This window comes from Shewanella sp. HL-SH5, assembly GCF_051163755.1.
In the GTDB taxonomy this organism is placed as follows: Bacteria; Pseudomonadota; Gammaproteobacteria; order Enterobacterales; family Shewanellaceae; genus Shewanella; species Shewanella glacialimarina.
Genome location: NZ_CP195038.1, coordinates 1487101 through 1506154, shown reverse-complemented (window position 1 = coordinate 1506154; position 19054 = coordinate 1487101). Strand labels below are relative to the sequence as shown.

Below are 19054 nucleotides of genomic sequence, written 5' to 3'. Positions count from 1 at the left end.
AGTGATATTGGCATAAGAACAGCTTGCCTTGCTGGATAAAAAGTAAATTACAAGTACAAAAAAAGCGCCTTAAGGCGCTTTTTTCACATAGATGCGATTAAGCAAATATGAAGTCAACATGTTCAATTAGGTGTCTAAAAGCATGACGTTGCATTGCTTTTGGAACAACTTTGATTTCTTTACCGTCAACGGCGATAGTTAAACCATCATAGAAATCTTTGTTTTCTTGAATGTTGATGATGTCTTTGTGTAAGAACTTAATTGAAATAGGCTCTTTACCAGGACCATAAATTACAGCAGGTACCATATCAGCGTGACGTAGGCGGCGGCTCGAACCTTTCCCGACTTCAGTGCGGATTTGGGCGTTAATAGTGTAAGACATGTTAATACTCACTTAATAATTAAAATAAAGGACGTCACCGTTCTCGACCAACGACGACTCAAAATAAAGCGCGCGAATGTTAACACACACACAGACAAAGCAACAAGGTTAATTAAATTTAAATCTTGTATGCTTCAATGTGTAGCCTTATTGTGTAGCCTTATTTGCTTTAAATGTAATGCAAAACAGCAATCAAGCTCACTACCCCAAAGCAGGATAATGCAGTCTATTATTCAATAGACTGTTAGTTAACAATTATAACAGGCAAGATAACAGTTTGTTAAAAAACGCTTTAAAATTAACCGCACAAGTTAAATAAACAAGAGTTAATTGGGACTCAAGCTATATAATTGCTATAAAGCCCTAACGATGCCAATCACTCAATTAAATACGCTTTTTCTATGAATAAAAAACAGTTAATTTGTAAAATGTCGCAACAACTCGATATTCCACAAACACAGTGCAAAACTCAGTTAGAACAAATTCTCGCAACAATTCACCAGGCACTCTGTGAAGGTGAAAAGGTGTATATTCCGCAGTTTGGGACATTTGAATTACGGTTTTATCTTCCTAAAAATGGGCGTAATCCCCAAACCGGTGAAAAGATAGAAATTGCAGGCTTTAATCAGCCGAGCTTTAAAGTATCAAATCACTTAAAAGCACAGGTCAACACCTAGACAGCTATAGTGGGCTATACCCATGACATTGATAGCAGGCTTTTATCTGCACAAAAAGAAAGGCCGCGACATAAAGTCACGGCCTTCTGATCTCTTGTTAAGCTATCCCGCTATTTTGGTTGCTCCCTGCACCATCCATGCGTATATGCTGCTCCTGCACCTATCCGTGTTCTATCCTTGAAAATCCTTGTACTTACGTACTGTCCTTCTTACTCGATTATCCTTTGACCGAGCCTGCTCCATCCTGAGCGTGTCCTTGAATCATCCTTGAAATCCATTTTATTTATCCACATCATCCTGATGGGTTTTACTATGTTAAGTGTCAATCCTAGACACTTATCTCGCCTTATCCATAAAACGAGTTTTTTATCCTTTGTTACAGCTTCGTTGTCTTCCATAACAACACATCCATTGTATAAGCATCCTGCCTAATCACATTTCCAATGTCGCGCTTTCCTTAGCTGCAATAATAATAGTGGAAATCCTTTAACCATAATAGGCTTAAACATATCCGCAACAAAAAACAAACAAGGCCACAAAACACATAAAATAAAAAACTCTTTAATATCAATCGCAAAAGTTAAAAATGTAAGTAGTCTATTATTATTAAAACCTATTAGGCTTACATGCTTTGTGAGATATATCTCACAAGGACTGTAGAGTTAAGCCATCAACAATAGCTTAGGGAAATGACTTACAGCCAATAAAAAGGCACAACCTAAAAAGGTTGTGCCCATTTAACACTGTCGTTAGCCATCCTGCTAAATTTGTGCTCCCTGCTCCATCCTTGCGATTCGCTATCCTAGCGGCTCCCTGTTCCTTTTATCTCAACATTCCTTTACTAATGTAAGTTGAGTTCAATCCATTGTTCAGTCATCCATGGCTGAAAATTCAAATCCGTTGAATCGTCCCTGTGCATCCTGCAATCCTATCCTTGATTCCTTGTGTTAGCTTACGCTTCCACTCATCCTTGTTTCGGCTATCCATTTACCGAGCTCATGCCCATAATCCTTGAGCGTGTCCTTGTTTCATCCCTGAAGTTCAAAATGGTGAGGTCATATTATTGCTCTTCCTGAGCAAACCTAGTGACCTCATTCACTTGATGTAACTATTGTATCTCGAACGGCCTGCATTGAAACACATCGCACCAACACAACTAAAAAGATATCCCCAACAAAAAACAAAGGTAAATCGTAAGGTATTGATATATATTTAAATAAATATTAATGATTGATTTTGTACTACAGCAAAACCTAATAACACCTACACAACTGTAGGATAAGGCTTACAAAATACTGGGCACTTAAAGCTTAGCAATCAACTTTGATAACACTCTTTTTAACATTTGCCCGTACATTACCCAATCTCCAAGTAAGCTATATAGAGGGTAAGTGAAAGTAGCTGGGCGATTCTTCTCAAACATAAAGTGTCCAATCCAAGCAAAACCATAACCAATCACCGGCAACCAAACTAATTGCCACCATTGCTGGTTAATAAAAGTATTGATTAGCAAAACAACAATAATGGTGCTGCCAAGGTAATGCAGTCGCCTACATACTAAGTCTTGGTGCTGAGATAAATAGAATGGGTAAAACTCTTTAAACGTTTTATATTGTTTACTCATCATCGCTTACCATTCATTTTGCATAAAATAAGATTTCACCTTCAACCTCACCAATCGTTACACTGGCTATGCTTTTAAATCCTTGGTGACTAAACGCCTTATTATGAACTGGGTTGTTAACAAATACGCCAATGCCATCAAGTTGGGGCTGTTCATCACACCAACTCAACACAGCTTGAATTAATTTAGCCCCATTACCCTTGCGCTGCTCATTCGGTGTTAGCGCAATAAACTGCAATATTCCGCATTTATCAGAGGGTAAGTGTGTTAATAAACAGGTTTCTTTTTCCATTAATCCCTGGGTAGACTTCCAACCCGTGCCTAACACCATTTTCAAACGCCAATGCCAGTAGCGTGATTGACCAATCGGAATTTGCTGAGTAATAACACAAGCCACCCCAATGAGTCGCTCACCATCAAACCAGCCAATTAAAGGTTGTTCTTGCTGCCAAAGCTCATTTAATTCTTCACGAATAGCTGCACGTAACTTTTGTTCATACATACTATTATCTTGGTTGCCAAATACCTTTAAAAAGAATGGGTCATCGTGATACGCGTTATAAATAATAGAGGCTGCTACACGTAAGTCTTCAGCCGTTAGATACACTGCTTTAAATTGTTCCAAGGTTTTGTTATCCATTATTGTTCCTTGACTATTTTACGTTCAACATTAACTTAGCAAGTTAACAAGTTTGAAACAATCACCAATTAAAGCTGGATAATAAATTATAACCACAGTGGGTTTGCAATTAGCGGCTACGGCAGTAATACTGGTTAAAATCAAAGGAGCTAAAATGGATACCACTAAAACAGATCTGAACCATTTATTTATGCAACTAGGCTTAGCTTATGGGGAAAAGGAAGTGACTGCATTTATTGCTAGTCACCAAATAGATGTCCATACATTATTGATAGATGCGCCCTTTTGGAATTTGGCCCAAAAAACCTTCTTCAAAGAAGCACTAAATCAAGACGCCCAATGGTCAGAGGTGATAGACCAATTGGACGTTATGCTAAGATCGACACATACTAGCTAGACATTAGCGGTCAGCCTAGAGCAAACTTAAATTTGTTTGTAGGCTGTATCGCCCCAGCCTACTAACTCGCTATTTTTAAATACAATAGGTGTGCATTCATCTTTGGTTGTTTTACCATCGCCTTTCGCCCATTGGGTACGATAAAATAATACTTTAACCTGTTCTTTATCTGCCTGGTTCACAAATGCCTCACTAAAGTCTGAGGTGCCCATAATCACTTGCACTTGATCTAAGGTCATTCCTAACGACAGTTTTGTTAAACTATCGCGGTTTTTTTCTTGTTGTACTTCCCAATAGTCGTGACTTTTTCCAGACTCATGATCACCCACATTTAATACACAGCCACTTAAGCCTAAAGATATAGCGGTAATTAGCGCTGCGCCCATTAATTTTGATTTCATGTTATTTCCTTTTTGTTAGAATAAATAGCTATTGAGTAAGTTAACACTTACAGTTCAATTAACATTCCTTAATGCTATTTTCATGCCAAAACGTATGCTATTGATTTTATATAAATTAATATCAAAATAATAATAAAGTAGTATTTCTCACTACTAAAAAACAAGGATTTTCACCACTTATGAGTCCAATTGAACACGTTATCGCGGCAGCTAAAGCCATCGCCATCAATGGACATACTCCCAGCGTTGCCTTAATTAAAGGCCGTGTAGGCAAAGTGCCTATGCCATTAATTGTTCAAGGGCTTCAGCAATTTAAAGCAATACCTAAATCTGAATGGCAAGGTATTGCTGATTTTGTGCCGACGGAAGAATCAGAAAATAAACCGCAAAACAACATCAGCTTGACCGAAGTGGCAGAACAGCAACACAAGATGCAGCAACAAATTAATCAACTAATGGCGCGTATCACACAACTTGAACAACAACTCGAGCAGCAAGCTGAACAACAGGCTGAACAACCTTTAGCACAAAAGGCACCATAATGTTTGTTATTGAATTACGCTTTGAACCTTTTGCTGATACCACTATCTCTAGTGCCGAAAAAGCCATTAATCACTATTTAGAAGCTCTACGTGCCAACGGCCAAATACTGGGCAGAGAATTTGCAGTGGCGTTTAACGATGGCGAATTTAAAGCGCGTTTGATGCTGCCAGAAAAAACCAGCTTAGCAAAACGCCATAACAGCCCCTGGGTCAAATCAGCGATAAATGGATTAACTGAAGCTAAATTGCTTGCACCAAGGGAAAAGTTTATTGGTCAGGACATTAATTCAGAGGTCAGTAACACTGAACCGGCTAGTTGGCAGCTGCTTTACACCAGTTATGTACATATGTGTTCACCATTAAGAAGCGGAGATAACTTACTGCCAATTCCGCTTTATCAGATCCCCGCAACCTTTAATGGTGATCATAAGCGCATCATCAAATGGCAAAGTGAATGGCAAGCATGTGATGAGTTACAAATGGCTGCTGCAACCAAAGCAGAATTTGCTGCACTTGAAGAAATAAGTACAGTCACTAGCGACCTGTTCAGGCGAGGCCGTGATTTATGCGGCAGAATAGAATACCTCACCCAAATTCCAACCTACTACTACTTGTATCGCGTCGGGGGTGAAAGCTTACTCGCAGAGCAAAGCCGAACTTGCCCTAAGTGCAACAGTGCTGAGTGGAAACTAGATGAGCCGTTATTAGATATGTTTCACTTCCGCTGTGAAGACTGCCGCATCATCTCAAACCTGTCATGGGATCATCAATAAACTGTTTATTTTTTACGTAACAGATATTGCCACATCAATTTAATACGTTGCCAAATACCTGGATGCTGCCACTCGGTATCATCCGGGGTATCGGGTTTAATTGGCGGCGTAATTCTTGGCGAAAGTTGATCAATAAAAGCACTCAATGAATCAGCTAACTTTTGTTTAGGCCTATCACCCGGTATTTCAATCCAAACACCACCGGATTCATTATCAACCGTCAGCATTTGATCGCCATCGCCTAACACCCCAATAAACCAGGTCGGCTCTTGTTTAAGCTTTTTTTCATCATTAAATGGCCAATCATGTTTTGCTGCAGATATTCAAAATCTTGTTGATTCCACGCCTGCAGTAACTCGCCTTCACCCCAGGTAGAGGTAAACATTAATGGTGCGCTATAGAATTGACCATAATATTGATTAATATCATCATGCAGTGAGAGTTCTAACGCATGCTCAACATTACTAAAGTCTGCTGATGTTTTACGTTTAAAAGGTTTAAAATATACTGCATGATCACTGTTCTGCTCGAACTGACCTTGAATACAAGCAGAGTCTTCACCCATAGGGTAATATCGCGGTAATTCCGACAGTGCATCTTGATATGCGAGCAGATACTTATTTATAAAATTTTCAAGTGCGGTTGAACAAGACACTGGTGCTTCTCGTAGTTTATAATAAAGCGATATTTTGACATGGAAACCGATTAGATGACACACAATCACGATCCTTATAGTGATGCAGAAGCACTCAAAGGCTTAACGTTAGGCCAAACAACCGAGTATCAAGCTGAGTATGATGTATCACTGCTGCAAGGGGTCCCGCGTAAACTGAACCGAAACGCTATTGAATTAACTAATGAATTACCTTTTCATGGCACAGATATCTGGACAGCTTATGAATTATCTTGGCTAAACAGCAAAGGTAAGCCAATGGTTGCCATCGCTGAAGTCAGCCTAGATATAAACAGTGTTAATTTAATCGAATCTAAGTCATTCAAGTTGTACTTAAACAGCTTTAATCAAACAAAATTCGACAGTGTTACCGCTGTAGAGCAAATATTACAAAAAGACTTAGCAAACTGCGCCCAGGGTGATGTGGTTGTTAAAGTGATTGAGCCTAAACACTTTAATCTAGAACGAATCGTTGAACTGCCAGGTACCTGTATTGATGATCTGGACATTGAAGTCGACAATTATGACTTTAACTCTGATTTGTTGTTGGGCAGTGGCTCTGAAGAAAAAAACGTTGCTGAAACCCTAAACTCTAACCTGCTGAAGTCTAATTGCTTAATTACGTCTCAGCCAGATTGGGGTAGCGTGATGATCCGTTATCAAGGGCCAAAAATAGACCGTGAAAAGTTGTTACGTTATTTGATATCTTTCCGTCAACATAATGAGTTCCATGAGCAATGTATTGAGCGGATTTTTGTTGATCTAAAACATTATTGTCGCTGCACTAAACTAACGGTTTATGCTCGCTATACACGCCGAGGCGGTTTAGACATAAACCCGTATCGCAGCGACTTTGAAAATCCACCGGAATCAAATCGTTTAGCAAGACAATAAGCTAGGCGCTGTTAACCTGTAGAGATGAATTTTCAGCAGTTTGTAGCCGTTTAATATAGACAATAATTGGTTAGTGGCGATATAAGCCATTAACCCATTGATTACGCCATACTCACGCTAATTAACTCCCATAACTACTAACTGGCTTTGTCTTTATAGTTGTTAAGTTAACAAGCTCTGCAGCGAATAAAAAGCCGCCATCAATTTATATTGATAGCGGCTTTTTGTTATACAAAGTGTTACAAAATGGTGATACAGACTGAACTCTGTTTGTCGACTTACATGTTAATCTGCTCATTAACCCTCAAAAATTAATAACAATGAGACTTTATAATGCGCAAACTTCTGGTCACATCCTGCACTGTACTATTTTGCATGCAATTAAGTTTATCGACTTCAACCAGTTATGCTGCCGACAACAAAAATAGCGGCGCGAATAACAATCCGAGTAACAGCAGTAACACAGCTGACAGGGCAAAACGTCAAATACCAATCGATCAAACAGTTATCACTCAGCACAAAACGACTATATTAGATAAAAAAATAGCCTATAGCGCGACTACCGGCACCCAACCAGTTTGGGACGAACAAGGTAACCCTACCGCCACTCTATTTTATACTTATTACCAACGCACTGATATTAAAGACAATAGCAGCCGTCCCCTGGTTATCTCTTTTAACGGTGGTCCAGGTTCTGCGTCAGTATGGATGCATGTTGCCTATACCGGGCCGCGCGTACTCAATGTTGATAATGAAGGCTACCCATTACAGCCATATGGGGTAAAAAGTAATGATTACTCTATTTTAGATGTGGCCGATATTGTATTCGTTAACCCGGTTAATACCGGTTACTCACGAGTCCTGCCAGATGCAGAAGGCAAAATGCCTTCTAAAGATGAGCAACAGAAAATGTTTTTCGGTGTCAATGCTGATGTCAGTTATTTAGCAGAATGGATCACTACCTTTGTGTCACGAAACGAGCGTTGGCGCTCACCTAAGTATTTAATCGGTGAAAGCTATGGCACCACAAGAGTATCGGGATTAGCACTAGAGTTACAAAAAAACCAATGGATGTACCCAAATGGTGTCATCCTTGTATCGCCGACCGACATAGGTATTGAACGTAATGGGCCGGTAAAAGCCGCTAATCGCCTACCCTATTTTGCCGCAACCGCCTGGTATCATAAAGCGCTAGCAGAGGATCTACAGCAACTGGATTTAACCCCATTATTAGCCGAGGTTGAAAACTTTACCATCAACCAGTACTTGCCAGCATTAGCCAAAGGAAGCTTTATTGATGATGAAGAAAAACAACGTATTGCTAAGCAAGTGGCGCATTATTCAGGCTTAAGTGTGACTGAAGTATTGCAAAGTAATCTAGATATCGACACCGACTACTTTTGGAAAACCTTACTGCGTGAACGTCAACAAACGGTTGGACGATTAGATTCGCGCTACTTAGGCATTGATGAAAAAACAGTCGGCGCACGCCCAGATTACAACGCAGAGCTTACCTCATGGTTGCACAGCTTTACCCCAGCAATTAATGATTATCTTCGCACTGAATTAAATTACAAAACGGACATGAAATACAACATGTTTGGCCCGGTTCATCCGTGGGATAGAAGTAATGATCATTCTGGTGAGGACTTGCGTTTAGCGATGGCACAAAACCCCTACCTAAATGTCATGATCCAATCAGGTTATTATGATGGCGCCACCAACTATTTTGATGCCAAGTACACCATGTGGCAGTTAGACCGCAGCGGCCTGATGAAAAACAGACTGTCGTTTAAAGGATATCGAAGTGGCCATATGATGTATTTACGTTATGAGGATTTAAAGCAATCTAATCAAGATTTACGCGACTTTATTCTCTCTAGTTTACCAAAACCAGACCAAGCGGCTAAGTACTAAGCTGCTGACAACAGTTGTTCACAATAATTAAGACAACAACTGAGCCAATGATGTTAAGACCATTATTGGCTCAGTGATGTTCACCCCACCCGCTAAATCATCACTGCCATTTGCATTACTGCCACTCAATACAGCATCAGTCCCGATACAAAAACTGAATCGATAGGTGTCAGTCAAGCGCCCGAAACGGCAAGCCCATTGTGAGTTATCAGTCACCGGAGCAGTAAAGTGCACTTCATCATGGCGGCATAATATCGGTGATGGCGCGCGCTCGGCGGCCTTGACATGAGCAGAGCTTACAGCAGCAGATTCTAACGCAGCAACAGGCGCTGTGTTAGATACAGAAAAACAGTCTGCTTGAAACACCTTATTATCAGTAAATGAAAACGAAAATGAGTTTAATGATTGTGCTAACCCCTTACCCGTCGCTTTAATAAAGGCTTCTTTTAAGGTCCATAAATCAAAAAAGCGTTGCCGCTGTAATACTTCAGGCAAAGCGACTAAATCAGCCACTTCATTGTCAGTAAAGTAATGATTTAAAATAGGTTGAATATTAGTACTGGCACACACACGTTCAATATCAAGACCAAATAACATCGCCTTTAACGCACCATAATGGCGACGTTCACTATCACCAGAGCTAGCACCAGAGCTAATACCAGAGCTAGCTTCAGCACAGGGCAACACTCCAATCATTAACCAGTCACCACTGTGGCTTAAGTTAAAATGTAACCCCGTTTGCTCAAATAGCTCAGCAGATAAACTCGGCTTACCTTTATCACCATATTCAAATAACCATTGATGTGGAAGCACATCACTGTGCATGGATAAAACCGCCCGCAACGCTAACCGAACCTGTAATGCATTATGTTGAGCCTGCTCAGCTTTATAACGATGCACCTTGTTTATTTCATCCTCAGTTAACCAGCTTAATGCCAATCCCTGTTCAAACTGAATTCGACTAAGCTGATTATTTAACGGTATAAAATAAACATGTGGTTGAATGATCATTAAAAACTCTATGTGAGCCGACAGGCTTTTTATCGTTAAAGGGTGTTCACATTATTTAGAAACACACTCAAATTAATTATTCAACAACGGTCGGAATTGCGGTAAAAGGCTTTATGCCAAATTCAGGGTAAACTTCACTTGGAAAATAAATCACCCCGCCTTTTGACACCATAGCCACCGTCTTAATGGCGCGAAGATCCGCAATAGGATCACCAGGCACTAAGAAAAAGTCAGCATACTTACCCACTTCAATACTGCCAAGCTGCTCGCCATAGCCTAAATAATTAGCCATATCATAAGAAGCCCGGCGCAATACTTCAGCATTAGTCATACCTATTTTTTTGAATAACTCTAACTCACGATGCAGTTCAAAAGCGCCACCTAAGTCGGTACCCGGAACCAGTAAAATGCCTTTTTTGTGCATCAATGCCAGTGTTTCAATCACTTTATCAAACGCTAGGCGATATTCTTTATCCTCTTGTTCATCGGCTACATTTAATAAGGCCACTTTCGCGCTTCTTTGCTCGCCAATCGGCATATGGTCGATATAGTCTTTAACGCCAATACGGGTTTCACCGTTTCTAGCCGTTAAACCTAATTCATGAATAACGATGGTGGGATCAACCGCAATATTTTTTGCCACCATAGTATTTAAGGTATGTTGTACTTTGTCGCTGTTAAGGTCTAAATCGACAAAACGTTTCATGCCAGTGATGCGATAAAGCGTGCGCGTATCTTCATCTTTATCAAGTACCCAACTCAGCATTGCTTGGTTGATATGGGTAATTTCATCATACCCAGCGGCAATCATTTCATCAGCGTTTGAGAAAGCAGGAATATGCCCAGTTATGCGCATACCATGCTTTTTAGCGGCTTTAGCCATAGCAGGTACCCACTCACCATTAATTGAGCTGTATACTTTTATTTGAAAATAACCGCCTTTTTCACCGTACATATTCACCAGGTCAACCGCTTCTTGCTCAGTAGATGCTATCTCACCGGTCGCCGCGGAAAACTCGCTTTTACCCTCAATAAAACCACTTTTGGTAATGCGTGGGCCAATAATTTGATTACTTTCAATTTTGTCGATTAATGGGTCGAGAATGTCAATTTCATTGCCCATATCTCTAACAGAGGTGACGCCTGCCAATACGTTCAATAAGGCATCGTTATCACTCATGTGGCCGTGCATTTCATACAACCCAGGAATTAATGTACCACCGTTACCCTCAATGAGTACTTCGCCCTCTTTTGCCGAATCAACCATGGCTTCAATAGCCTTAATTTTATCGTTTTCAAGCAACACGGATTTAGCCGCAGTCAGCTGCAGGCTTACTGGGTCAAATATTCTAACGTTGTTAATCCGTATCGGCTTGTCATATTGATGAATCGCTTTCTGGGCAATTATTTCAAATCGGCTGGCATTCAAGTTAGCCGCTAAATCACTTAGCACCTTACTTTGTGCTTCTAATCCCTCACGAATAATCACCACACGTGGCGACAAATATCCAAGCATTAACTGGTTGTCATCAAGGGCGATATAACTTGGGTCAAGATTAATCCCTTTAACGGCATAAATCGTCGTATTCACCTTAGTGTTATTCGCATCGTTAAGCACAACTTTACTCACCTGACTAATCGTCAGCTCGCCAGCAGGCAATGCCGATAATGACAATGTCGGTTGCCCAAGCAAGGCTTTGGCGTAGATGTAAAGCGCATAAGGACTGGCGTTTTGCGCAATGAATAACGCATCAGGGTTAAACTCAGCACTGCCACTTTCAGATGAACTCTGCCAGTTCACCCTATTACCTTTAAGGCTAAACTGCTCATTCACCTCGTTACCGAAAACCGTTTTACCGCTGATTTGCCAATCAATAGGTAAACCTCTATCAGAAAGCTTTAACACCTCTTGTGAACTGGCACCGCGACCGTTATTACTGAATGAAAAATCAACGTCGATGTTTTGACCATCACGATTAACTGTCATGCCACCAACATCAGTGCCACCAAATATAACGCTAAACTTTTCTTGCGCTGGCTGAACAACAGCGGCTTTTTCGACTGAAGCATACTGCTGAGAACAGCCGGCCATAGTGATTAGCAGCACGCTATACATCATTGATTGGAAGATTTTTGACGGTATTTTAATCTGCATAGAGATACCTTTTTCTATTATTATTTTTAAAGTACGAAGAGTAGACAGCATCAATGCGTAATGCAACGTATTGGTATTGAATTCTGGCAATGTTTTTAAGCTAGATTACCAGCAATTGATTTTACAAGTGCCCTTATAATTTCAACGATTTTAATATCGTCAGGTAGCACTCTTTGTTTTACAAGCGTTCGCAACCAGAGAGTCTTTATATGTTTTTGCATGTTAGTTCTAAAAGCACGATAGCTCCACAGAAGTAAGTATGCTGCAGCTGAGTTCTTTAGTGAATGCCCTATTATTTAAACCGCTTATAAAGCGAGATCCCCGATTAAAGATCTCGGGGATGACGTGATGGTGAGCTGACGAGATGGCGAGCTGACGAGATGGCGAGCTGGCGAGCTGACGAGATGATGGGCTGACGTGATGACGAGCTGGCCGGATGATGAAATTATTGGATGGTTCAAACTAATTCATCATGCCGACAAATCCACTTTGTTGTTCAACATTCGCAAGCCATTGCTTAATAGCAGGGTAATGGCTTAAATCAAATCCGCCTTGATGGGCGACATGGGTATAAGCAAACAGGGCGATATCGGCTAAGGTAAATTGCTCGCCCACTAAAAACGATGAACTTTTGAGAGTGTGTTCCATTAAATCTAGCGCTTTATAGCCTTTTTTATGCATCGCTTTATATTCATCAAGTCTGTCATCTGGCATACCTAAATAAAACTGAATAAAACGGGCTACTGCAATATAAGGTTCATGGCTGTATTGCTCGAAAAACATCCATTGGTACATTTGCGCTTTGGCAAATGGATCGTCAGGGATCAACCCTGAACCCTCGGCTAAATACCCTATAATGGCATTCGATTCTGATAATAGTTTACCATCATCGGTTTCAATCAATGGAATTTTGCCAAATGGGTGTTTTGCAAGATACCAATCATCCTGGGTATCACCTTGTAAAATATCCATCTCATGCCAGCGATGCTCAATGGCTAATATTGCCAGCACTAATTTAACTTTGTAACAATTGCCAGATTTAATGTCGCCATACACAGTTAACATAGTTTTCCTTAAAAAAGCATTCCTTAACTAAATCATTGCTTAACTAAACTTGAAATAAGTGCCCTTAACGCCGCTGGTTTAATCATTTTCGCCATATAATGATAGCCGCGCCTCTCAACGTCTTCTACTAACTGTTTGTTGGTGTTGGCCGTAATCAAAATACCCGGTAAATGTTCCCCATATCGGGCACGAATACCGTCCATCGCATCCACACCATTTTGATCATCATCAAGGTGATAATCAGCTAACACAATATCTGGCGCTATGCCTTTTAGGCCTAACTTAATCCGCGCATCAGCTAAATCTTTGGCGCACACCACTTCACACTGCCATCGGGTTAATAATGATTCTAATCCCGCTAAAATGGCTTCTTCATTATCAATACATAATACTTTCACCCCAGCCAGAGGTTGTAATAAACTTGCGGTTGGTTTGGTTTCAACCTGGTGCACGGTTTGTCCTAGCGGCACTTTGATAGAAAACATAGAACCTTCCCCCAGCTGTGAAGTTACATTGATTTCATGTCCCAGCACCTTGCTTATTCTATCGGCAATCGCTAATCCCAAGCCTAATCCACTAATGTTGCGACTACTTGGATGGTTAAGGCGTTTAAACTCACGGAAAATTTCTTGTATATCGTCTTCAGCAATGCCGCAGCCAGTATCAAATACTTGAATCTCGATATATTGACCTTGTCGGCGACAACCCATTAACACTCTACCACCACGGGCATAGCGATAAGCGTTAGTTAAAAAGTTTTGCAAAATACGTCTTAACAGCGCAGGGTCTGAGTTAACCGTTAATGTTGAACGCACCATATTAAAATTAATCTGACTGTCTTGCGCCATCGCATCAAACTCTATCGCCAGCGCATTAAGCAACTCTCCAATAGCAAAGTCACGGCGATTAACCTCAACATTGCCAGAATCCAGCTTTGAAATATCTAATAAATCAGTTAATAACTCACCGGCAGTTTTCAATGAGCTGTTGACATGGGTAAGCGTAGTTTGTGCCTCTAAATCTAAATTAGGGTATTGCGCTAATGACGCCGTAAATAATCTGGCAGCATTCAAAGGCTGCATAAGATCATGTCCCACGGCGGCTAAAAATCGCGTTTTAGAGGCGTTTGCTAACTCTTCCTGGGCTTTAGCTTCCAATAATTCGCTATTAAGCATAGCCAACTCATAGGTACGAGATTTAACCCGTTCCTCCAAGGTTTCATTGGCTTCTTTTAAGGCTTTTTCCTGTAAACGATATTGGGTAATATCGGTAAACGTCATCACAAAACCACCGTCAGGCATAGGGTTACCTTGAATTTTGATGACTTTACCGTCCCTTCTTTCGCGCTCAGAAATATGCTGTGTACCGTTACGCATATGCTGTACCCGCACATTCACTTGGTCTTCAATATCACCCGTACCACAAAAGCCTCTGGCGGCATTAAATCGCACCACTTCACTGATTGGCATGCCTTGTTTTAAAAAACCTTCAGGATACTGATAAAGCTCAGAATACTTATAATTCCATGCCATTAAGTTAAGGTCTTTATCCACCACACTCATGCCCTCATAGGCATGCTCAATCGCGCCACGTAGCATATCCTGGCTAAGCATAATTTTAGATGATGCCTCATCCACTAAGCTGAATACTTCATCTAAGGCCAGGTCCCGCCCTTGCATGACCGAGTCCATCACTAACTTAGCACTAGATGCCCCCAATATGCCCGCTAACATGTGTTCTGTGTGGGCGATAAGCTCATCGGGTGCGGCTTTATGCCAGCTATCACTTTTAACGGCATCGGGGGAAAATCGACTAAAACTTTCATATGCCCGTGTGGGGCTGACAAAACGACTCGCAAGAATTAATAAGTCTTGTTGTGCAATAGGGCCTTGGCGCTTACTGTCATTTTGTTTTAAATGCCAGGGTTTAACAAAATTACTGGCTTGAATACGCTCCGCAACCCCAGTTCTAAACCATAATGAGCCCAATACATAGCAAATAATATTGGCTAAAAGTGCAATGAGGGTATCGCTAACATTAGGTTTAATCGACTCTAAAACACCTTGATTAGCACCAAAGTGCGATAACGCACTAACATCATTGGTGCTAAAAAACAAAATGTAACACCATAAACTAAAGCCCACACCCAGGCCTAAAAAGACCCCACTACGGTTACCGTATTTCCAATACAAGCCACCAATTAATGCCGGGGCAAGTTGTGCAAAAGCGCCAAAAGACAGCATGCCTAAATGCGACAGCGAGTCACTATCAGCCAGGGTTAAATAACTGATATAACCAAACCCTAAAATGAGCACTATGGCTAAACGTCTGGCATTCAGTAACAACTGTGAAAACTGGCTAAAGTTCTTTTTTCTTATCTGGCCGGTACGCAACATAATCGGCACTAACCACTCATTGCTGATCATAATGCTAATGGTCACCACAGCCACAATCACCATTCCTGTGGCGGCTGATAAAGTGCCTAGTAATGCAATAACAGCAATAATGGGCTGCTCTAATGCCAACGGCAGATTAATCACATAAGTGTCAGCAGCAACGCTGTCACCCAGTAGAATTTTCCCCGCCAATGCTAACGGCGCGACAAAAATACCAAACAAGGCTAAATAAACCGGAAAAATCCAACGGGCTTTCTTAAGCACCGACTCGCCACCGCACTCCACCACCATCACATGAAATTGCCTTGGCATACACAAAAATGCCGCCATACCAACAATCAATTCCGGCAATAACGCCCCAACTCGTAACTCACCAAACTCAATCAAATCGCGTTCACTAGCTTGGCGCCAAATATCACCAAAACCATCAAAATAGCCAAAGCTAATCACTACGCCCACCAGCATAAAAGCCGTTAATTTGACCAGAGATTCAAACGCAATGGCCACCATCATGCCGGGGTTATGTTCAGTAGCATCCAGTTTTCGGGTACCAAAAAGAATGGCAAACACCGCCAGAATAAAGGTGATCAGTAACGGTACGCCCTGGGGATTAAGCGGCGAATCTTCAGGTTGAAATAAGTTAAGCGAAAACACCATAGCCTTAAGCTGCAGCGCGATATAAGGCATGATGCCAAATAAGGCAATCAATGTGACTAACGCGGCTAACAGCTGCGACTTACCATAGCGGGCGGCAATAAAGTCAGCTACTGAGGTGATATTTTGCGCTTTAGACACCACCACCATTTTGCGCAGTAAACCAAAGCCAAAAGTAAAAATGATGATCGGGCCAACAAAAATAGGCAAGAACGACCAAAGGTCATTAGCCGACTGCCCTACCGTGCCCAAAAAACTCCACGACGAACAATATACCGCCAGACTTAAGCCATAAATCCATAGCTGAACTTTTTGGCTAATTTTGCCATACCAACGCTCTGCGCCCCACGCTAAAGTAAATAATAGCGACACATAACATACGGCAATAATTGCCACAAAAAGGGTTAAATTCATAACGCGATTCATTACCTTGAATTATTGAATGAGTCATTCGATATCATTCTTATTATTATCTGGTTATCTTTTCAAAGCCTGCAACATTTGTCGATTAAACAATCAATATTATGCCGCCCTATTAAATTCGCGGCATATATGTACAATTGAACCTCAGTTTAGCACGTGCAACAGGTTAAATAATAAGGACTTTCTCAAACTAGACCAAGGTCTAATAGTGTTGCAAGCCTGTTGCAGATGATACTTTAACCACGCCATTTATAGAAAGGGAAGCCCCTATGAGCTCGCAGTCTCTTTACAAAGTGCCTAGCGCTATCGCTGAAAATGCACTGGTCAATAACGATCAATACAAAAAAATGTACCAGGAATCTATTGTTAATCCAGAAGGTTTTTGGAGAGAACACGGTAAACGCATTGACTGGATCAAGCCTTACACTAAGATAAAACAAACCTCATTTGATGACCATAACTTATCAATCAATTGGTTTTATGACGGCACACTAAATGCTTCAGCCAACTGTTTGGACCGCCACCTTGAAAAAAATGGCGACACTGTTGCCATTATTTGGGAAGGCGATGACGCTAACGAACAGCGTAAAATCACCTACGCAGAACTGCATGCCGATGTCTGTAAGTTTGCTAACGCCCTAAAAGGCCAGGGCGTTGTTAGAGGCGATGTCGTCACTATTTATATGCCTATGGTGCCAGAAGCTGCGGTAGCTATGCTTGCCTGTGCTCGTATTGGTGCAATTCATTCTGTTGTTTTTGGCGGCTTCTCACCAGACTCAATTGCATCACGTGTGATTGACGGCAAATCTAAAGTCGTTATTACCTCTGATGAAGGTGTTCGCGGTGGACGTAAAATTCCGCTTAAGCGCAGCGTTGATGAAGCAATCGCTCACCCTGATGTTGATTGCGTCGAAAAAGTCATTGTACTTAAACGTACTGGCGGCAACATTGATTGGGTAGAAGGCCGCGATGTGTGGTGGCACTCATTAATGGAAGTAGCATCTGAGCATTGCCCATATGAAGAAATGGGTGCAGAAGACCCACTATTTCTACTTTATACCTCAGGCTCAACCGGTAACCCTAAAGGTGTGTTGCACACCACAGGCGGTTACATGGTTTACGCATCAATGACCCACGAATACGTATTTGATTATAAACCAGGTGAAGTTTACTGGTGTACCGCCGACGTAGGTTGGATCACCGGACACTCTTATATGGTTTATGGCCCATTAGCCAACGGTGCAACCGTGTTAATTCATGAAGGGGTGCCAAATGCACCAACACCTTCACGCATAGGTGAAATGATTGACCGTCATAAAGTGAACATTCTTTATACCGCACCAACCTTAATCCGCGCATTAATGGCTGAAGGTAAAGAACAGTTCAGTGACTACAAAGGTGATTCACTGCGCATTATGGGCTCGGTCGGCGAACCCATTAACCCTGAAGCATGGCGCTGGTACCACGAAGTCATTGGTAATGAGCAATGTCCAATTGTCGATACCTGGTGGCAAACCGAAACCGGTGGCATTTTGATCAGCCCATTACCAGGCGCAACTGATACTAAACCAGGTTCTGCAACGCGACCATTCTTTGGTGTTCAACCAGCATTGGTTGATAACATGGGTGAAATTGTTGAAGGTGCAGCTGAAGGTAACTTAGTTATTCTTGACTCATGGCCAGGACAAATGCGCACCATTTATGGCGACCACGACCGTTTCGCCCTAACCTATTTTAAAACCTTCCGCGGTATGTACTTTACCGGAGACGGTGCCCGCCGTGATGAAGACGGTTACTACTGGATAACTGGCCGAGTGGATGACGTTATTAACGTATCTGGTCACCGCCTAGGTACCGCAGAAGTTGAAAGTGCACTTGTGGCACATGAACTGGTCGCAGAGGCTGCTGTTGTAGGTTATCCGCATGATATTAAAGGACAAGGTATTTATGCCTACGTCACGTTAACCCGCGACGTTGAACCAACAGAAGAGTTGCGTCAAGAGTTACGTCAGTGGGTTCGTAAAGAAATCGGCGCCTTAGCCACACCTGATTTAATTCAGTGGGCAACCGGTTTACCTAAAACCCGCTCAGGCAAAATCATGCGTCGCTTCTTACGTAAGATTGCCGCTAACGAAGTGACTAACCTAGGTGACTCTTCAACACTGGCAGATCCAGCAGTGATTGACACCTTGATAGAATCTCGTTTAAACAAAACCGAGTAAAAATAACATGAGTTGATCAGTTAACCCTACTGCTCAACTCTTTTGCTCGCTTAATATTCAAATGCTTATTTCTATTACTTGATTTCCATCCACCCAAGAGAATTCTAACCAGTTTCTCTTTTTCGCCCCTCTTAACGAGGGGCTTTTTTTGCTCTGCTTTTCGCTAAGAGGATCAGTTAAGCACCTAAGTGTTAATCTTGCAGCCAAT

15 protein-coding genes and 1 pseudogene are annotated in these 19054 nt (G+C 41.5%); 7 read left to right on the top strand and 9 right to left on the bottom strand.

Features of this window, described 5'->3' with window-relative positions:
* Positions 1-97 precede the first annotated feature (97 nt).
* On the bottom strand, positions 98-382 hold the full coding sequence (gene rplY, locus ACRWQM_RS06545) for a 50S ribosomal protein L25 (RefSeq protein WP_434926509.1): 285 nt from the start codon (positions 380-382) through the stop codon (positions 98-100).
* A gap of 401 nt (positions 383-783) precedes the next feature.
* On the opposite strand from rplY, the gene ACRWQM_RS06540 reads away from it, so the two are divergent.
* Positions 784-1059 carry an HU family DNA-binding protein gene (locus ACRWQM_RS06540; protein WP_434926510.1) on the top strand — a complete coding sequence of 92 codons (276 nt, stop codon included), beginning with the start codon at positions 784-786 and terminating at the stop codon, positions 1057-1059.
* 1303 nt (positions 1060-2362) lie between these two features.
* Here the strand turns inward: ACRWQM_RS06540 and ACRWQM_RS06535 are convergent.
* Complete coding sequence (locus ACRWQM_RS06535; RefSeq protein ID WP_434926511.1) at positions 2363-2683, bottom strand: Mpo1-like protein; 321 nt, start codon at positions 2681-2683, stop codon at positions 2363-2365.
* A gap of 13 nt (positions 2684-2696) precedes the next feature.
* A complete protein-coding gene (locus ACRWQM_RS06530) occupies positions 2697-3323 on the bottom strand; it encodes a GNAT family N-acetyltransferase (protein ID WP_434926512.1) in 627 nt (208 codons plus the stop codon).
* A 154-nt stretch (positions 3324-3477) separates the two neighbouring features.
* Between ACRWQM_RS06530 and ACRWQM_RS06525 the strand changes: the two genes are divergently transcribed.
* Positions 3478-3720, top strand: a complete 243-nt coding sequence (locus tag ACRWQM_RS06525) for a DUF2789 domain-containing protein (protein WP_434931636.1) — start codon at positions 3478-3480, stop codon at positions 3718-3720.
* A 26-nt stretch (positions 3721-3746) separates the two neighbouring features.
* On the opposite strand, the gene ACRWQM_RS06520 is transcribed toward ACRWQM_RS06525, so the two are convergent.
* Positions 3747-4121, bottom strand: coding sequence for a DUF3192 domain-containing protein (locus ACRWQM_RS06520; RefSeq protein ID WP_226414874.1), 375 nt, complete (start codon positions 4119-4121; stop codon positions 3747-3749).
* Between the two features lie 179 nt (positions 4122-4300).
* On the opposite strand from ACRWQM_RS06520, the gene ACRWQM_RS06515 reads away from it, so the two are divergent.
* Both ACRWQM_RS06515 and ACRWQM_RS06510 read left to right on the top strand, forming a co-directional pair.
* Positions 4301-4663, top strand: a complete 363-nt coding sequence (locus ACRWQM_RS06515; protein WP_434931635.1) for a hypothetical protein — start codon at positions 4301-4303, stop codon at positions 4661-4663.
* Positions 4663-5436 (top strand): Zn-ribbon-containing protein, encoded by a 774-nt coding sequence (locus tag ACRWQM_RS06510; RefSeq protein WP_434931634.1) that lies wholly within the window; start codon positions 4663-4665, stop codon positions 5434-5436. Before ACRWQM_RS06515 ends, ACRWQM_RS06510 begins: the two co-directional genes overlap by 1 nt.
* A gap of 5 nt (positions 5437-5441) precedes the next feature.
* On the opposite strand, the pseudogene syd reads toward ACRWQM_RS06510, so the two are convergent.
* Positions 5442-6091 (bottom strand): annotated as a pseudogene (gene syd, locus ACRWQM_RS06505) (SecY-interacting protein).
* 54 nt (positions 6092-6145) lie between these two features.
* Between syd and queF the strand changes: the two are divergent.
* Together queF and ACRWQM_RS06495 are read left to right on the top strand one after the other, a co-directional pair.
* On the top strand, positions 6146-7003 hold the full coding sequence (gene queF, locus ACRWQM_RS06500; protein ID WP_434926516.1) for an NADPH-dependent 7-cyano-7-deazaguanine reductase QueF: 858 nt from the start codon (positions 6146-6148) through the stop codon (positions 7001-7003).
* Between the two features lie 333 nt (positions 7004-7336).
* Positions 7337-8920 carry a S10 family peptidase gene (locus ACRWQM_RS06495; RefSeq protein ID WP_434931633.1) on the top strand — a complete coding sequence of 528 codons (1584 nt, stop codon included), beginning with the start codon at positions 7337-7339 and terminating at the stop codon, positions 8918-8920.
* Positions 8921-8947: 27 nt separating this feature from the next.
* Here ACRWQM_RS06495 and ACRWQM_RS06490 read toward each other — a convergent pair whose 3' ends face one another.
* The 4 genes from ACRWQM_RS06490 to ACRWQM_RS06475 form a co-directional block, all read right to left on the bottom strand.
* Positions 8948-9931 (bottom strand): 4'-phosphopantetheinyl transferase family protein, encoded by a 984-nt coding sequence (locus ACRWQM_RS06490; protein WP_434931632.1) that lies wholly within the window; start codon positions 9929-9931, stop codon positions 8948-8950.
* A gap of 76 nt (positions 9932-10007) precedes the next feature.
* A complete protein-coding gene (locus tag ACRWQM_RS06485; protein ID WP_434931631.1) occupies positions 10008-12086 on the bottom strand; it encodes an amidohydrolase family protein in 2079 nt (692 codons plus the stop codon).
* Between the two features lie 462 nt (positions 12087-12548).
* Positions 12549-13151, bottom strand: coding sequence for a glutathione S-transferase family protein (locus tag ACRWQM_RS06480; protein ID WP_434931630.1), 603 nt, complete (start codon positions 13149-13151; stop codon positions 12549-12551).
* Between the two features lie 32 nt (positions 13152-13183).
* Complete coding sequence (locus tag ACRWQM_RS06475) at positions 13184-16615, bottom strand: hybrid sensor histidine kinase/response regulator (RefSeq protein WP_434931629.1); 3432 nt, start codon at positions 16613-16615, stop codon at positions 13184-13186.
* Positions 16616-16893: 278 nt separating this feature from the next.
* On the opposite strand from ACRWQM_RS06475, the gene acs reads away from it, so the two are divergent.
* Positions 16894-18846, top strand: a complete 1953-nt coding sequence (acs, locus tag ACRWQM_RS06470; RefSeq protein WP_434931628.1) for an acetate--CoA ligase — start codon at positions 16894-16896, stop codon at positions 18844-18846.
* The last annotated feature ends 208 nt before the right edge of the window (positions 18847-19054 follow it).

Excerpts from the sequence above, each read along its gene's own strand:
- rplY (WP_434926509.1), bottom strand. The coding sequence starts at position 382 with ATGTCTTACACTATTAACGCCCAAATCCGCACTGAAGTCGGGAAAGGT.
- ACRWQM_RS06540 (WP_434926510.1), top strand. The coding sequence starts at position 784 with ATGAATAAAAAACAGTTAATTTGTAAAATGTCGCAACAACTCGATATT.
- ACRWQM_RS06535 (WP_434926511.1), bottom strand. The coding sequence starts at position 2,683 with ATGAGTAAACAATATAAAACGTTTAAAGAGTTTTACCCATTCTATTTA.
- ACRWQM_RS06530 (WP_434926512.1), bottom strand. The coding sequence starts at position 3,323 with ATGGATAACAAAACCTTGGAACAATTTAAAGCAGTGTATCTAACGGCT.
- ACRWQM_RS06525 (WP_434931636.1), top strand. The coding sequence starts at position 3,478 with ATGGATACCACTAAAACAGATCTGAACCATTTATTTATGCAACTAGGC.
- ACRWQM_RS06520 (WP_226414874.1), bottom strand. The coding sequence starts at position 4,121 with ATGAAATCAAAATTAATGGGCGCAGCGCTAATTACCGCTATATCTTTA.
- ACRWQM_RS06515 (WP_434931635.1), top strand. The coding sequence starts at position 4,301 with ATGAGTCCAATTGAACACGTTATCGCGGCAGCTAAAGCCATCGCCATC.
- ACRWQM_RS06510 (WP_434931634.1), top strand. The coding sequence starts at position 4,663 with ATGTTTGTTATTGAATTACGCTTTGAACCTTTTGCTGATACCACTATC.
- queF (WP_434926516.1), top strand. The coding sequence starts at position 6,146 with ATGACACACAATCACGATCCTTATAGTGATGCAGAAGCACTCAAAGGC.
- ACRWQM_RS06495 (WP_434931633.1), top strand. The coding sequence starts at position 7,337 with ATGCGCAAACTTCTGGTCACATCCTGCACTGTACTATTTTGCATGCAA.
- ACRWQM_RS06490 (WP_434931632.1), bottom strand. The coding sequence starts at position 9,931 with ATGATCATTCAACCACATGTTTATTTTATACCGTTAAATAATCAGCTT.
- ACRWQM_RS06485 (WP_434931631.1), bottom strand. The coding sequence starts at position 12,086 with ATGCAGATTAAAATACCGTCAAAAATCTTCCAATCAATGATGTATAGC.
- ACRWQM_RS06480 (WP_434931630.1), bottom strand. The coding sequence starts at position 13,151 with ATGTTAACTGTGTATGGCGACATTAAATCTGGCAATTGTTACAAAGTT.
- ACRWQM_RS06475 (WP_434931629.1), bottom strand. The coding sequence starts at position 16,615 with ATGAATTTAACCCTTTTTGTGGCAATTATTGCCGTATGTTATGTGTCG.
- acs (WP_434931628.1), top strand. The coding sequence starts at position 16,894 with ATGAGCTCGCAGTCTCTTTACAAAGTGCCTAGCGCTATCGCTGAAAAT.